This window comes from Pseudomonas sp. ME-P-057, assembly GCF_030208975.1.
In the GTDB taxonomy this organism is placed as follows: domain Bacteria; phylum Pseudomonadota; class Gammaproteobacteria; order Pseudomonadales; family Pseudomonadaceae; genus Aquipseudomonas; species Aquipseudomonas lutea.
In genome coordinates this window covers 53,492-67,915 of record NZ_JARVSX010000031.1, presented here as the reverse complement: position 1 = coordinate 67,915, position 14,424 = coordinate 53,492, and the positions used below count along the sequence as shown (strand labels likewise).

14 protein-coding genes are annotated in these 14,424 nt (G+C 61.5%); 11 read left to right on the top strand and 3 right to left on the bottom strand.

Features of this window, described 5'->3' with window-relative positions:
* Positions 1-160: 160 nt before the first annotated feature.
* The 10 genes from bluB (at position 161) to QRN48_RS16210 (ending at position 9,400) form a co-directional block, all read left to right on the top strand.
* The gene (gene bluB / locus QRN48_RS16255) at positions 161-811 is read left to right on the top strand and encodes a 5,6-dimethylbenzimidazole synthase (protein WP_037011972.1); all 651 of its coding nucleotides are present in this window, start codon (positions 161-163) and stop codon (positions 809-811) included.
* Positions 808-1,716, top strand: coding sequence for an adenosylcobinamide-phosphate synthase CbiB (gene cbiB, locus QRN48_RS16250; protein ID WP_285351680.1), 909 nt, complete (start codon positions 808-810; stop codon positions 1,714-1,716). The genes bluB and cbiB overlap by 4 nt, the downstream gene beginning before the upstream one ends.
* The gene (gene cobD / locus QRN48_RS16245; RefSeq protein WP_285351679.1) at positions 1,709-2,701 is read left to right on the top strand and encodes a threonine-phosphate decarboxylase CobD; all 993 of its coding nucleotides are present in this window, start codon (positions 1,709-1,711) and stop codon (positions 2,699-2,701) included. Before cbiB ends, cobD begins: the two co-directional genes overlap by 8 nt.
* Entirely contained in the window at positions 2,698-4,167 is a 1,470-nt protein-coding gene (locus tag QRN48_RS16240) for a cobyric acid synthase (RefSeq protein WP_285351677.1), read from the top strand. Before cobD ends, QRN48_RS16240 begins: the two co-directional genes overlap by 4 nt.
* Positions 4,167-4,688: a bifunctional adenosylcobinamide kinase/adenosylcobinamide-phosphate guanylyltransferase gene (cobU, locus tag QRN48_RS16235; RefSeq protein ID WP_191945240.1), complete on the top strand. Its 522-nt coding sequence runs from the start codon at positions 4,167-4,169 to the stop codon at positions 4,686-4,688. The genes QRN48_RS16240 and cobU overlap by 1 nt, the downstream gene beginning before the upstream one ends.
* Positions 4,685-5,737 carry a nicotinate-nucleotide--dimethylbenzimidazole phosphoribosyltransferase gene (gene cobT / locus QRN48_RS16230; protein ID WP_285351674.1) on the top strand — a complete coding sequence of 351 codons (1,053 nt, stop codon included), beginning with the start codon at positions 4,685-4,687 and terminating at the stop codon, positions 5,735-5,737. Before cobU ends, cobT begins: the two co-directional genes overlap by 4 nt.
* On the top strand, positions 5,734-6,306 hold the full coding sequence (cobC, locus tag QRN48_RS16225; protein WP_285351672.1) for an alpha-ribazole phosphatase family protein: 573 nt from the start codon (positions 5,734-5,736) through the stop codon (positions 6,304-6,306). The genes cobT and cobC overlap by 4 nt, the downstream gene beginning before the upstream one ends.
* On the top strand, positions 6,307-7,038 hold the full coding sequence (locus QRN48_RS16220; protein WP_191945243.1) for an adenosylcobinamide-GDP ribazoletransferase: 732 nt from the start codon (positions 6,307-6,309) through the stop codon (positions 7,036-7,038).
* 755 nt (positions 7,039-7,793) lie between these two features.
* Entirely contained in the window at positions 7,794-8,726 is a 933-nt protein-coding gene (locus tag QRN48_RS16215; RefSeq protein WP_285351670.1) for a GlxA family transcriptional regulator, read from the top strand.
* A gap of 122 nt (positions 8,727-8,848) precedes the next feature.
* A complete protein-coding gene (locus QRN48_RS16210) occupies positions 8,849-9,400 on the top strand; it encodes a glutathione peroxidase (protein ID WP_285351669.1) in 552 nt (183 codons plus the stop codon).
* A 119-nt stretch (positions 9,401-9,519) separates the two neighbouring features.
* Here QRN48_RS16210 and QRN48_RS16205 read toward each other — a convergent pair whose 3' ends face one another.
* The 3 genes from QRN48_RS16205 to QRN48_RS16195 form a co-directional block, all read right to left on the bottom strand.
* Entirely contained in the window at positions 9,520-10,815 is a 1,296-nt protein-coding gene (locus QRN48_RS16205; protein ID WP_191945245.1) for an OmpP1/FadL family transporter, read from the bottom strand.
* A 138-nt stretch (positions 10,816-10,953) separates the two neighbouring features.
* Complete coding sequence (locus tag QRN48_RS16200) at positions 10,954-11,445, bottom strand: hypothetical protein (RefSeq protein ID WP_037011951.1); 492 nt, start codon at positions 11,443-11,445, stop codon at positions 10,954-10,956.
* Between the two features lie 276 nt (positions 11,446-11,721).
* Positions 11,722-11,946, bottom strand: coding sequence for a hypothetical protein (locus tag QRN48_RS16195; RefSeq protein WP_191945246.1), 225 nt, complete (start codon positions 11,944-11,946; stop codon positions 11,722-11,724).
* A gap of 1,097 nt (positions 11,947-13,043) precedes the next feature.
* Between QRN48_RS16195 and QRN48_RS16190 the strand changes: the two genes are divergently transcribed.
* Positions 13,044-14,378, top strand: coding sequence for a DNA recombination protein RmuC (locus tag QRN48_RS16190; protein WP_162835403.1), 1,335 nt, complete (start codon positions 13,044-13,046; stop codon positions 14,376-14,378).
* The last annotated feature ends 46 nt before the right edge of the window (positions 14,379-14,424 follow it).

The following is a 14,424-nucleotide window of genomic DNA, read 5'->3' as shown; positions in this document are numbered from 1 at the left end:
GGGCTTCTGTCGCTGTCTCCTTGTGGGAGCGAGCTTGCTCGCGAAGGCTGTCTGTCTGATGTATTTGTCTGGCTGACCCAGCGCTTTCGCGAGCAAGCTCACTCCCACAATGGCTGCATCGACGGTGATTCCTGTGTTTCAAACGCGGGGCAGGCAATCCATGACTGACCACACCTTCACCGATCCCGAACGCGCCGCCGTTTACCGCGCCATCGCCGAGCGTCGAGACATGCGTCACTTCGCAGGCGGCGTGGTTGCGCCCCAATTGTTGAATCGTCTGCTGGAAGCAGCTCACCACGCCCCGAGCGTCGGGCTGATGCAGCCGTGGCGCTTCATCCGCATCACCGATTCGGCGCTGCGTGCGCAGATACAAGCCCAGGTGGAAGAAGAGCGCATCCGCACTGCCGAAGCACTGGGCGAGCGTTCCGACGACTTCATGAAGCTCAAAGTCGAGGGCATCACCGATTGCGCCGAAGTGCTGGTTGCAGCGCTGATGGATGACCGTGAAAAGCATATCTTCGGCCGCCGGACCTTGCCGGAAATGGACATGGCCTCGTTGTCGTGCGCCATTCAAAACCTATGGCTGGCGGCGCGCGCCGAGGGCCTGGGGATGGGCTGGGTGTCGTTGTTCGAGCCACAGGCACTGGCCGAGTTGCTCAAGATGCCAACCGGTTCGAAACCCCTGGCCATTCTGTGTCTGGGCCCGGTCAAGGAATTTTACCCGGCACCGATGCTGGTGCTGGAGGGCTGGGCGCAGCCGCGCGCGGTGCAAGAGCTGGTGTACCAGAACACATGGGGAGTGACTGAATGAGTGTGGCGTTATTGAGCGTCGCCGGGGTGGCGCTGGACGCGCTGCTCGGTGAGCCCAAACGGAACCACCCGTTGGTAGCGTTCGGTCGTTTTGCCGAGCGCATCGAACAACGCCTGAATGCGGCCGGCAGGGGCTGGCGCAGCCATGGCGTGACGGCCTGGTTTATCGCTGTGGTCCCGCTGACACTGATTGCAACGCTGCTCAGTTGGCTGCCGTTCATTGGCTGGCTGGTGGAAGTGCTGGCGCTGTATTGCGCGCTGGGTTTGCGCAGTCTGGGTGAGCACGTCGAACCGGTGGCCGAGGCGCTGCGCAGCGACAATCTGGACGAAGCCCGTCGACGGGTGGGCTATCTGGTCAGCCGGCAGACTGCGGAGCTGGACAGTACCGAAGTGGCGCGTGCGGCGACCGAGTCGGTGCTGGAAAACGGCAGCGACGCCGTGTTCGCGGCGATCTTCTGGTTCGTTGTGCTCGGCGCACCGGGCGTCGTGCTTTACCGCCTGAGCAATACGCTCGACGCGATGTGGGGCTATCGTAACGAACGCTTTGAACGCTTCGGCTGGGCGGCGGCTAAAATCGATGACCTGCTCAACTATATTCCGGCCCGCCTGGTAGCGCTGACCTACGCGCTGCTGGGCACCACACGACTTGCGCTGCGTTGCTGGCGCACCCAGGCACCGAAGTGGGACAGCCCCAACGCCGGGCCGGTAATGGCTGCCGGTGCTGGCGCTTTGGGCGTCGAACTCGGTGGCCCGGCGATTTACCACGGCGAGCTGCATGATCGCGCGACCTTGGGCGACGGCGTGCCGGCGGACGCCGACTCGATTGATCGCGGTTGGCAACTGGTGCAGCGCGGCGTGTGGCTGTGGTTGCTGATCTTGTGTCTGGGGACAGAATTTTATGCTTGAACACGGCGGCCGATTGCGTGGAGCAGTCCTGAAGTACGGCATTGATGAAGCGGACTGGCTTGACCTGTCCAGCGGCATATCACCCTGGTCCTGGCCCGTTCCGGCCATCCCGGAAGCTGCGTGGGCGCGCCTGCCGGAAACCGAAGACGGCCTGGAAGCCGCTGCTCGCCGATACTACGGCGCCGTGGACGTGTTGCCGGTGGCCGGTTCTCAAGCCGCCATTCAGACCCTGCCGCGCTTGCGTCAGACCGGCAAGGTCGGCGTGCTGTCTCCGTGTTATGCCGAGCATGCCGAAGCCTGGCGCAGCAACGGGTTTCTGGTGCGAGAGGTGCTCGAGCATGAGGTGGAGCGTTTCATTGACCTGATCGACGTGCTCGTCGTGGTCAACCCGAACAACCCTACCGGGCTGAGCCTGCCGCCCGAACGCCTGCTGGAATGGCACGCACGTCTGGCCCAGCGTGGCGGCTGGCTGGTGGTCGACGAAGCGTTCATGGACAACACGCCAGAACTGAGCCTGGCCGCCTACACCCAGCGCTCGGGGCTCATCGTGCTGCGTTCGTTCGGCAAGTTTTTTGGACTGGCCGGCGTGCGCCTGGGCTTTGTGCTGGCCGAATCGCGTTTTCTGAAAGTCATGGCACGGCAGATCGGTCCCTGGTCGGTCAGCGGCCCGACCCGCATCCTCGGACAGGCATGCCTGAATGACGTCGCAGGCCACCAGCGCCAGCGCTTACGCACCGAACAGGCGGGTCAGCGGCTGGTCGAGGTGCTGGATCGCCACGGCTTCGCCCCCATGGGCGGCTGCGCGCTTTTTCAATGGCTGATCACGCCGCTGGCCGAGGATGTGTACGAGTTCTGCGCACAACGCGGCGTCCTTCTACGCCTCTTTACCCACAACAGCAGCCTGCGTTTCGGACTGCCTCGCGACGAGGCTGACTGGCAGCGTCTGGAGCAGGTGCTGAGCGAATTCTCCCGGGATCGAGCATGAACGTCGGCAAGACCCTGATGGTGCAGGGCACCACCTCCGACGCGGGTAAAAGTACGCTGGTGACGGCCATCTGCCGCTGGCTGACCCGCCAGGGTGTTCGCACCGTGCCGTTCAAGCCACAGAACATGGCGCTCAACAGCGCCGTGACAGCGGATGGCGGCGAGATCGGCCGAGCGCAGGCAGTGCAAGCGCAGGCGTGCGGGCTCGCGCCGCATACCGACATGAATCCGGTGCTGCTCAAGCCCAACAGTGACACCGGCGCACAGGTGATCATTCACGGTCGCGCTGTCACGACCATGAACGCTGTGGCGTATCACGATTACAAAGCGATCGCCATGCAGGCGGTGCTCGCCTCCCATCGGCGGCTCAGTGAAAACTGGCCCGTGGTCATGGTGGAAGGCGCCGGGTCGCCGGCAGAGATCAACCTGCGCGCAGGCGACATCGCCAATATGGGCTTTGCCGAAGCGGTGGATTGCCCGGTATTGCTGGTGGCCGATATCAATCGTGGCGGGGTCTTCGCACATCTGGTCGGCACGCTGGAGTTGCTGTCGCCCAGCGAACAGGCGCGCGTCAAAGGCTTCATCATCAATCGGTTTCGCGGCGACATCGCGTTGTTGCAGCCCGGCCTGGATTGGCTTGAACAGCGCACCGGCAAGCCCGTGGTCGGCGTGCTTCCCTACGTGATGGACTTGCACCTGGAAGCTGAAGACGGACTTGACCAGCGCCAGACCGATAAAGCCGAGCAGGTGATCAATGTCGTGGTCCCGGTGTTGCCGCGCATCAGCAATCACACCGACTTCGACCCGCTGCGGCTGCATCCGCAGGTCAACCTGCAGTTTGTCGGGCCGGGGCAAGCCATTCCGCCCGCCGATCTGATTATCCTGCCCGGCTCGAAAAGCGTACGCAGTGATCTGGCCTACCTGCGCGCCAACGGCTGGGACACCGCCATTCAACGTCACCTGCGCTATGGCGGCAAAGTGCTGGGTATTTGCGGTGGGCTGCAAATGCTCGGCGAGCAGTTGCACGACCCGCTGGGGCTCGAGGGTGCTGCCGGGTCCAGTCCGGGTCTGGGACTGTTGGCCTTGAACACGGTGCTCGAAGAAGAGAAACAACTGCGCAACGTGAGCGGTCGACTGACCCTAGAAGGCGCAGAGGTGACGGGGTACGAAATTCACGCGGGCGTGACAACGGGTCCTGCGCTGGAGCAGCCTCTGGTGGCGTTGGCGGACGGACGCAGCGATGGCGCGCGCAGTCTCGATGGCCAAGTACTGGGGACCTACTTGCACGGGCTGTTCGAGAACCCGGCGTCGAGCAGCGCCTTGCTTCGCTGGGCCGGGCTGCAAAACGTGCAGCCGGTCGATTATCACGCGTTGCGCGAGCGCGACATCGAGCGCTTGGCCGATCTGGTGGAAGCCCACCTGGACGGCCAATTACTGCGTGAACTCTGCGGCCTGGAGCAACCCTGATGCTGCAATTTATTCTGGGCGGTGCACGCTCCGGCAAAAGCCGATTGGCCGAAAAACTGGCCAGCGACAGTGGGCTGGACGTGATCTATATCGCCACCAGCCAGCCGCTGGACGGCGAAATGAATCAGCGCGTCGCGTTGCATCGCCAGCGTCGCCCGCAGCAGTGGGGGCTGATCGAGGAGCCTGTTGAACTGGCGCGCGTTCTCCGGGACAACGCCGGCGCCGGACGCTGCCTGTTGGTGGATTGCCTGACGCTGTGGCTGACCAATCTGCTGATGCTGGACGATCCGCAACGCCTCACCGAGGCGCGCGATGCATTGCTCGACAGCCTCGCGCAACTGCCCGGCGAAATCATTTTTGTCAGCAACGAAACCGGGCTGGGCGTCGTGCCCCTCGGAGAGCTGACCCGTCGTTACGTCGATGAGGCCGGCTGGCTGCATCAGGCGCTGGCCGAACGCTGCCATCGCGTGGTGTTCACCGTTGCCGGACTGCCGATGACCCTGAAAGGACCTGCACTATGAACAACGTCTGGTGGCTCACACCTGCCCGAGAAGTCGATCAGGCCAGCCGCGAAGATGCGCTGGCCCGACAGCAGCAACTGACCAAGCCGAGCGGTTCGCTGGGGCGTCTGGAACAGGTCGCGGTCCAACTGGCCGGGCTGCAAGGGAGTCCGCGGCCGAAGGTTGACGAGGTCTGGATCGCGATTTTTGCGGGTGACCACGGTGTAGTGGCTGAAGGCGTCTCAGCGTACCCGCAGGCGGTGACCGGTCAAATGCTGCACAACTTCATCATGGGCGGCGCGGCCATCAGCGTGTTGGCCCGGCAACTCTCGGCGCAGCTGGATGTGGTCGACCTGGGTACGGTGGCGCGCCTCAACCTGCCGGGTGTTCGGCACCTCAACCTCGGCCCGGGCACGGCGAACTTTGCTCAGGGCCCGGCGATGAGCGAAGCCCAGCTTCAAGCCGCGCTGGACGGTGGGCGCGATAGCGTTCTACGTGCCAGTGCGGCAGGTGCGCAATTGTTCATCGGCGGGGAAATGGGGATCGGTAATACCACCGTCGCCACGGCGCTGGCCTGTGCGTTGCTCGAATGCCCGGCTGCCTCGCTGGTGGGTCCTGGGACCGGCCTGGATGCGCAGGGCGTTAGCCACAAGGCTCAGGTGATCGACCGCGCACTGCGGCTGCATGCTCAATCCATCGGCGACCCGCTCGGCAGCCTTCGCGCCTTGGGTGGGTTCGAGGTTGCGGCGTTGGTCGGCGCGTACCTCGCGTGCGCTCAGGAGGGCATGGCAGCGCTGGTCGATGGCTTTATCTGCACGGTGGCGGCGCTGGTGGCAGTGCGCATCAATCCGTCCTGTAGGGCATGGCTGTTTTTCGCTCATCGTGGCGCCGAGCCGGGCCACCGTCTGGTGCTGGAAGCCTTGCAGGCCGAACCCTTGCTTGATTTAGGCTTGCGCCTGGGTGAAGGCAGCGGTGCAGCGCTCGCGGTCCCGCTGTTGCGCCTGGCCTGTGAACTGCACAACGGCATGGCAACATTTGCCGAAGCCGCCGTGGCAGACCGTCCCGCATGAGCCTGCGCCTGGACTTGTTGCGCCATGGCGAGACCGAATTGGGTGGCGGGCTGCGCGGGAGCATCAACGACGCGCTGACCGACGCTGGCTGGCAGCAGATGCGTGCGGCGGTGCTCGACCATGGGCCATGGAATGTGATCGTCAGTTCGCCGCTGCAACGCTGCGCGCGCTTCGCTGAGGAACTGGCTGCGCAGCTGGGCTTGCCGGTCGAGCAGGAAGCGGATTTTCAGGAGCTGCACTTTGGCGACTGGGAAGGGCAGAGCCCCGCGCAGTTGATGGAAACTGACGCAGCGGGGCTGGGGCGCTTCTGGGAAGACCCGTACGCCTTTACCCCGCCCAACGGCGAACCGGTGCAGGCATTTGCTAGCCGAGTACTCGCTGCCGTTGAAAGGTTGCAGAACGCACATGATGGCAAGCGCGTGCTGTTGATCAGTCACGGTGGGGTCATGCGTTTGTTGTTGGCCCGCGCCCGTGGCCTGCCGCGCGAGCAACTGCTGCAGGTCAGCGTGCCTCACGGTGGCCTGTTTGGCCTCGACGTGCAGGCCGATGGTCAGTTGATGGAGCGCTGAATGCTGCCTTTCTGGATCGCTTTGCAGTTCCTCAGCAGCTTGCCGATTCGTCTGCCGGGCATGCCGACCCCGCAGCAATCGGGGCGCTCGTTGTTGTTTTATCCCTTGGTAGGGCTGTTGTTCGGCCTGCTGCTGTTGGCGCTCGATCAAGTCCTGGAAGGCTCGCCGTTGCTGTTGCATGCGGCCTTGCTGCTGGGCGCCTGGGTGATGCTCAGCGGTGGACTGCATCTGGACGGTCTGGCCGACAGCGCTGACGCCTGGCTGGGTGGATTCGGTGACCGCGAGCGCACGCTGGTCATCATGAAAGACCCGCGCAGCGGCCCCATCGCTGTGGTCACGCTGGTGGTGGTCTTGTTGTTGAAGTTCAGCGCTGCACTTGCGCTGATTGAGGCGCACTGCAGCCTTGGCCTGTTGCTGGCCCCGGTGATTGCCCGCACGGCCATGCTGGCATTGTTTATGAACACACCTTATGTTCGCCCCGGCGGGCTGGGCCAGGCGCTCGCCGACCATCTGCCGCGCAAGGCCGGCTTGCGTGTGCTAGCGACGGTGGCTCTGTTTTGCGTATTCATGGGCGGCTGGGCTGCGGTATGCGTGTTGCTGATCTGCACCGGTAGTTTCTTCTGGCTGCGCCGGGTAATGATCCGGCGCTTGGGAGGCAGTACAGGCGATACCGCCGGGGCCATGCTGGAGCTGCTCGAAACCCTGGTGCTGGTCACATTGGCGCTGATGTGAGATGGATAGACGCGGCGTGCCCATGGCAAACGACGCGTCGCTGACGTACGTTGTGTCAGCCGATAAAGATGGCGCTGAACCACCGCGTTCGCCAGCAAGCCGGCTCCTACGGTCTGCGGCCATAATCGGGTCCTACAGCCTGCGCGCCCAAGGCGTAGACGAAATTGGCGGAGAGTGCCATGCGACGCATCCCTGTAGGAGCCGGCTCGCTGGCGAACCGGTGGTGTCAGCCGATAAAGATGGCGCAGAGCCAATGCGTTCGCCAGCAAGCCGGCTTCTACGGTCTGCAGCCATAATCGGGTCCTACAGACTGCGCGCCCAAGGCGTCGACGGAATTGGCGGAGAATGCCATGCGCCGTGTCCTTGTAGGAGCCGGCTTGCTGGCGAACCGGTTGTGTCAGCCGATAAAGATGGCGCAGACCCAACGCGTTCGCCAGCAAGCCGGCTCCTTCGGTCTGCTGCAATAATCGGGTCCAACAGCCTGCGCGACCAAGGCGTCGACGAATCGGCGGCGGGTGCCATGCGACGCATCACTGTAGGAGCCGGCTTGCTGGCGAACTTGTCGTGTCAGCCGATAGAGATGGCGCAGAGCCAATGCGTTCGCGAGGAAGCCGGCTCCTAGAGACAGAATCAGGCTCTACAGCTTGGGTTACCAAGGCAGCGGTCAGCATCGGTGCTAGAGCGGGGCCGGAGGTCGCACCAGGCTTCGTTCATAGATTCAATCCATCGTGTACCGGGAAAGCCGGAGAGGTGTCATGCATAGCGTTGCTCTGGTCGTCTACCCCCAATTCCAATCCCTCAGCCTGTCAGTCGGGTCGGTGCTGACCTGCGCGAACCTCATGCAAGGCGAGGCGGCGTACTCCTTCCATCTGGTGTCCGAGAGCGGCGGGGCGGTCATGTCATCCGAGGGCTTTGCGGTGAACACTACGCCGTTACAGCCCGACGGCTACGACACCACCATCGTCAGTGGCTACATGGACCTGCAATTGCCAACGCTCAGCCTGCTTGAGTTCGTCCGCGCTGCGTCCGTTCAATCGCGCCGGGTAGCGTCGCTGTGCACGGGCGGCTTCGTACTGGCCGAGGCCGGGCTGCTGGACGGCAAACGCGCGACCATGCACTGGCTCCACGCGCCAGAGTTTCGCAAGCGCTACCCGAACGTTCGCGTGGAAGATGACAAACTGTTTACCGTGGACGGCCAGATCTGGACCGGCGCCGGCATGAGCGCAGGTCTGGACCTCGCACTGGCTATGGTGGAGAACGACCTTGGCGCCGACATCGCACGCCAGGTTGCGCGCAAACTGGTGGTCTATCAGCGGCGTGGCAGTGAGCAATCGCAGTTGTCGACGCTGCTGGAGCTGGACCCCAAGTCTGATCGCGTGCGACTGGCCCTGGCCTACGCCCGCGAAAACCTCACGAGCGACCTTTCCATCGACGCCCTCGCGGCGATTGCCCGGTTGAGCCCGCGCCAGTTCAGTCGCGTGTTTCGTGAGGAAACCGGGCAGACGCCGGCCAAAGCCGTCGAGTGCCTGCGGGTGGAGGTGGCGCGCGCCATGATGGAAACCAGTCGCCACCCCATCGAGGTGGTCGCCCGTGAGGCCGGCTTCGGTGATCGGGAACGAATGCGTCAGGCGTTTCTTCGCACCTTTGGCGAGCCGCCGCAGGCCATGCAGCGAGCGTTCACTGGCTAAACAGCGAAGGGTCGCTCGCGGCTGTGTTGCCGCCCCGTCAGGCATCACTAGGCATTCGCGGCGCGGCAGAGTAGCGTGTCATCAGCGCCCTTTGCCTTGCCCGACCTAGAACGGATACCGCCATGCCCCTTCGCTGGATTCATGTGCCTCTGCTATTGCTTGCCCTCAGCGGCGCAGCCATGGCGGCTGATTGCCCACCGCTGCTTCAGGGCGAATTGCCCAAGCTGCGCGCCAAACAGAACATCGATTTGTGCAAGACGTTCGCAGGCAAGCCGATGGTGGTGGTCAACACCGCCAGTTTCTGTGGCTTCGCGCCGCAGTTCAAAGGCCTGGAGGCGTTGAACCAGCGCTTCAAGGGCGAGGGGCTGGAAATCCTCGGTGTGCCGTCCGATGACTTCTTGCAGGAATCCAAAGACGCCGCCGAAACCGCCAAAGTCTGCTACGTGAACTACGGCGTGACCTTCGCCATGACCGAGCCGCAGCCCGTGAGCGGCGCCGACGCCATCAACCTGTTCAAGGTCTTGGCGCAGCAGAGCAGTGCGCCTCGCTGGAATTTCTACAAATATGTGGTGGACCGCAAAGGCAATGTGGTCGCCAGCTTCTCCAGCAACACCGCGCCCGATGACCCCGCGCTGATCTCAGCCATTGAGAAGGCGATCGCGTCTGCGCCTTGAGCCCGTTTTGCCACTGGCTTCGGGTTTAAACCCGCTCCAACGAAAAACCCCGCAGGCATCGCTGGCTGCGGGGTTTTTCTGTATGGCGGACAGGTGATGTGCCTGTCCCGCCAACGGCATCAGAAGCGGTAGGTCATGCCCACGCCAAAACCATTGGCGCTGTTTTCATACTTGGCGTTGTAGGACTGGCCCAAGGCATTGGCGTCGCTGACCTTGACGTCTTCTTCCTGCAGGTAGGAATAAGCCACGTCGATGGTGAGGTCTTCGGTCGGGCTGTAACCGGCGCCCAGGCTGAAGATCGTACGGTCACCCGTTGGGATGCGCGGCGAGCGGTTCTCGTTGTTGGTCGGCGACTGGTCGAATGACAGACCGGTACGCAACACCCACTGCTTGTTCAACTGGTACGAAGTACCCACGGCGTAGGCCCAGGTGTCATGCCAGTTTTGCTCTTCGCTGATGGTGCCGACCAGAGATTGGGTAGCGTCGCGGCGAGAGACCGGGGTGATGCCGGAGTTTTTGACAGTAATGTCTTCCAGGCGGCTCCAGCGTGTCCACGTCGCACCGGCGTACAGCTTCCACGCGTCATTCATTTTCTGAGTGACGGAGAAGTCGACGGTTTCCGGAGTGTCGATGTTCAGCTTCGCGTCATAGCGACCGCCTGGCAGGATGGCCGAAGGCACGCCAGCCCCGGGGGTCACTTCAGTGTGGCCTTCAAGCTTGTAGGTCACTTTGGAATGGTAAGTCAGACCCACGCTGGTGGTGTCGGTGGCTTGCACCAGGATACCGGCATTGAAACCGTAGCCTACGTCATCGCCTTTGACCTGGACACGGCCGTCGCCGGTGCGTGCACCCAGCAGCGGGCTCACGTTCAGCGCTGATTCCAGCGCACCGGAGATACGGTTGATGGTCGGACCGAAGCCGATCGACACTTTGTCATTGAAGGCGTAGCTGACCGTCGGCTGGAACGTCACGACTTTCACGATGCTCTTGCTGCCGAAGTTGCGGCCCTGGAAGCTGTTTTCGTAGTCGGTCACCAGACCAAACGGGGCGTAGACACCGAAGCCGAATGCCCAGTGTTCGTCTACCGGGTTGACATAGAAGCCCATCGGCACGGCGATGAAAGGCACCATGTCGCCCTTGTTTGTGCCGGTGCTTCTGCCGCTGGTGTCGGTGATATCGGTTTTGGCATCGATTGCAGCGACCCCCACGGTCGCTTGCGCGCGCTTGAGCTTCGACATGCCGGCGGGGTTGCCGTACACGATGCTGGCGTCGTCAACAGAAGAGGTACGGCCCGCAAACCCGGTCCCCATCCCGCTGATGCTTTGTTCGTTGAGGGCAAAACCGGAAGCGAAAATCTGAGTGGAGGCAAGTGTAATGGCGAGACTGAGGCTGGATTTGATCATTGTTTTTTTCATTGTTAGAACTCCTGTTGATCACCGCGCGGAAATTACCAATATTTCTCACTACGCGCTATAGCCTGGAGCAGCCGATTTAGAGCGGTTTTTGTAGGACAATCCTGAAAGTTCGTGGCGTTTTCACCTAAAACCGGCGGGTCACGAAATGGCCGCCGAGGGCTGAAACAGTGGGCTGACCCATGTTTGCCAGGCTGAAGTGAAATACTGGAGCTGCCCTTCGGGTTGAAATATCTCGCGCCACATTTGTGCCATGGCCAACGAATCATCAGCGTGTGGCAACGAAATTTGACTGGCTTCGATCATTAACCAGGCGATCGCGGTGGCGTAACGCAAATTTACCGTCAGCTCCATATCGGGGCCGGTCAGGAAGGCGTGCTGGCTGGCGAGCCCTCGAACGAGGCTGGCGAGGTCCGGATCCAGCGCCAGGTATTCGTCCCAAAGTCGGCGGTGCTGGGCGTCAGCGATGCTGTAGAGGCCATGACCGCGCTGGCTGTCCAGTTCAGCCCCCAACGCGGACTGACATGCGGCAACGCCCAGCAAAAAGGCTTCTGCGGCCTGATTGTATCGATCGAGGTACAGGAGAGTCGGGCGAATAACGTAGGAACACAGTTCACTGGCGGCGATTCCCATAAAACCCTCTGGGGTTGGTGGGTCGGCGGACCCCGACGCTTGGCAGCAGTAATGGAGCGGGCCCGCCGGCAGCGACCTGCGCCGCTGACTTGAAGTGTAGTGTGATATTTGCGCTGTAAAGGGCTGTTTTAAGGAGGGTTCGTCGGCGCGAGCAGCGCGCGAACCGGAGGCCGGAGGTAGCTCTGACGCTTTTCTCTAGATAAAACAGGCACAAAAAAGCCCCACCTGTATGAGGTGAGGCCTTGTCGATGCAGCTTTACATGCCGACGGGCGGTATCAGGCAACCAGTGCCTGACGGGTCCGTTCGATCACAGCCTGCAGTGGCGCAGGGCTGGAGTATTGATCCGGGTACAGACGCTCGCTGTGGCGGGCGATACCGTGCTCGTTGACGATGGTGAAGCTGAAGCAGCCTTTGCGCGCTGCCATGATCAGGCAGTTCATTGGAGCAAAAGCGTTGGTCAGTGTGCGAATAGCGTTTTGAGTCTGGATATGAGTAGTCATGGTTTCGGTGTTTCCTGAATCGACACGCAATAAGAGGCGTGCAATATAAAAACGTTCCAGTAAACGCGGACCGATGCTCGAATGCGAGTCAGTGGCAGGGCGCAGAACCTGTCTGGAACAAAAGCAGCCAGTTGAGCGCATATAAAATGTGGCGCGGGGCTGACTGGTAGGTACTTAGGAGGGCAGGCAACACAACATGAGCGAAGGTTCGATGCTCGAGGTGAAGATCCTGATCAATTTGCAGGCTGGTTGAGCAGTGCATGAGTTGCCTGAACACCCCTCCGTTTTGCCGGTAGGAGGTGAGAGGTCATGCCTGGAAACCATCGAGGTGATCGATCCCTTTTTTCAATCCATTCGCTCAGTTGGCGAACCGGGATTGGGGGATTTAGTCGATCAGAATTGACTTTCAGCTTGGTACTAACGGCGGCGATGCTAATGGACTTGCTCACACATGGCAAGCATTGAATTACTAAATACGCCCGGCAGCGCGTGTAAGTGTCTGCAGGGTGGCGCAACGGTGGGTAGCTCTGCGCTTTGTTTGCGCAAATGCCAACGGGCGTGCGCGGATGGAAAACCCGCCTGATCGGAGGCAGATTTTGACTTGTGCACATTGCGAAAGGTATCTGTCATGTCACTGTCACGTCCGCCGCTAACCGCTTGATTTAATGCAACGAATTATTAAGTCAATGAAAACCATCGTTTTTTTACGCTGGTGAAAAAATCGTCAGTTTGAACGCAGGCCCCATTCTGCGTGCGTTTGCGGAAGCTTAAGGGGTGTTGTCCACTGACTTATCCACAGGTTCTGTGGATTGTCCCAACCGCTGGCTCTACCTCGGGGCTCTCGCCAGCTTTATCTCCGCTTTGCAGCCTTTTGCGGGTTGTTTTATCGAGATCGGACGTCTGCATCGGTTCTGCGCATAATGCGGTCTGCATCAACGTGGAGTCGCAATGTTATGGTTTTTGATTTAACCAGCCTGCTACTGGGTTTGGCAGGCGCGGGCGTACCCTTGCTGGTAGTAGCGTGGCAACTGCACCGCCGCCTCGCACAACGTGAGGCAGACAGCCTGTTACTTGATGAGCGCTTGAGTAATGCGCAGATGGCCCAGGACGGTCTCAACGCCCAGCTCGACGCCAGCCGCGACGAAATCAGCGATCTTGCTCAAGCCAATGCGGTCAAGCAGGCAGATCTGGCGGCGTTGCGCCGTGAAGTCGAGTTATTGCGTCAGCAGCACGAGGGAGCGCGGGAGGCACAGGCGGAATGGGCCCACGAGCGGACTGCCCGTGAGGCCGAGCTGCGCCGCCTGGACGCCCAGTGCGCATCATTGGGCGCCGAGCTTCGCGAACAGCAAGACAGTCACCAGCAGCGCCTCACCGATTTGCAGGGCTCTCGCGATGAGCTGCGTGCGCAGTTTGCCGAGCTGGCGGGGAAAATCTTCGATGAGCGCGAGCAACGCTTCGCCGAGACCAGCCAGCAGCAGTTGGGGCAACTGCTGAACCCGCTCAAGGAACGCATTCAATCCTTTGAAAAGCGCGTCGAAGAGAGTTACCAAAATGAAGCCCGGGAGCGGTTCTCGCTCAGCAAGGAGCTGGAGCGATTGCAGCAGCTCAATCTGCGTTTGAGCGATGAAGCCACCAACCTCACCCGCGCGCTCAAAGGGCAGAAGACACAGGGTAATTGGGGCGAGCTGATCCTGGAGCGTGTCCTCGAGCATGCGGGACTTGAGAAAGGTCGTGAGTACCAGACGCAAGTCAGTCTCAAAGGCCCTGACGGCGAGCGCTTTCAACCGGACGTGTTGATTATGCTGCCGGGTGATAAACAGGTGGTGGTGGACGCCAAGGTCAGCCTCACCGCTTATCAGCAGTACGTTTCGGCCGACGATGAGGTGATCTCGCAGGCGGCCCTGAAGCAGCACGTGCTGTCGTTGCGCAATCATGTCAAAGGTCTTTCGGGCAAGGATTACAAACGGCTTGAAGGGCTGCACAGCCTCGATTTCGTATTGCTTTTCGTACCCATAGAAGCGGCGTTTTCGGCGGCATTGCAAGCCGAGCCGAACATGTTTCAGGAGGCCTTCGACCGCAACATCGTGATTGTCAGCCCGACCACTTTGCTGGCCACGCTCAGGGTCATTGACAGCCTGTGGAAGCAAGAGCGGCAAAGCCAGAACGCTCGTGAGATCGCGGAGCGGGCAGGGTGGCTGTACGACAAATTCGTTTTGTTCATTCAGGACCTGGACGAGGTCGGCAACCGGCTTCAGCAACTCGACAAAGCATACAGTGCCGCGCGCAACAAGTTGGTCGAAGGGCGCGGCAACCTCGTCAGCCGCAGCGAGCAACTCAAGCTGTTGGGGGCGCGAGCCAGTAAAAGTCTGTCGCCTGACTTGCTGGAGCGGGCCATGACCGATCCAGAAGGCCTGATGCAGTTGCCGGAGTGACCTGTAGCCAGGGATGACCCTGTCGTCTCTGGCTTTTGTACCATCA

Excerpts from the sequence above, each read along its gene's own strand:
- cobD (WP_285351679.1), top strand. The coding sequence starts at position 1,709 with ATGCTTGAACACGGCGGCCGATTGCGTGGAGCAGTCCTGAAGTACGGC.
- QRN48_RS16195 (WP_191945246.1), bottom strand. The coding sequence starts at position 11,946 with ATGACTACTCATATCCAGACTCAAAACGCTATTCGCACACTGACCAAC.
- bluB (WP_037011972.1), top strand. The coding sequence starts at position 161 with ATGACTGACCACACCTTCACCGATCCCGAACGCGCCGCCGTTTACCGC.
- QRN48_RS16220 (WP_191945243.1), top strand. The coding sequence starts at position 6,307 with ATGCTGCCTTTCTGGATCGCTTTGCAGTTCCTCAGCAGCTTGCCGATT.
- cbiB (WP_285351680.1), top strand. The coding sequence starts at position 808 with ATGAGTGTGGCGTTATTGAGCGTCGCCGGGGTGGCGCTGGACGCGCTG.
- QRN48_RS16190 (WP_162835403.1), top strand. The coding sequence starts at position 13,044 with ATGGCCCAGGACGGTCTCAACGCCCAGCTCGACGCCAGCCGCGACGAA.
- QRN48_RS16215 (WP_285351670.1), top strand. The coding sequence starts at position 7,794 with ATGCATAGCGTTGCTCTGGTCGTCTACCCCCAATTCCAATCCCTCAGC.
- QRN48_RS16240 (WP_285351677.1), top strand. The coding sequence starts at position 2,698 with ATGAACGTCGGCAAGACCCTGATGGTGCAGGGCACCACCTCCGACGCG.
- cobT (WP_285351674.1), top strand. The coding sequence starts at position 4,685 with ATGAACAACGTCTGGTGGCTCACACCTGCCCGAGAAGTCGATCAGGCC.
- cobC (WP_285351672.1), top strand. The coding sequence starts at position 5,734 with ATGAGCCTGCGCCTGGACTTGTTGCGCCATGGCGAGACCGAATTGGGT.
- cobU (WP_191945240.1), top strand. The coding sequence starts at position 4,167 with ATGCTGCAATTTATTCTGGGCGGTGCACGCTCCGGCAAAAGCCGATTG.
- QRN48_RS16200 (WP_037011951.1), bottom strand. The coding sequence starts at position 11,445 with ATGGGAATCGCCGCCAGTGAACTGTGTTCCTACGTTATTCGCCCGACT.
- QRN48_RS16210 (WP_285351669.1), top strand. The coding sequence starts at position 8,849 with ATGCCCCTTCGCTGGATTCATGTGCCTCTGCTATTGCTTGCCCTCAGC.
- QRN48_RS16205 (WP_191945245.1), bottom strand. The coding sequence starts at position 10,815 with ATGAAAAAAACAATGATCAAATCCAGCCTCAGTCTCGCCATTACACTT.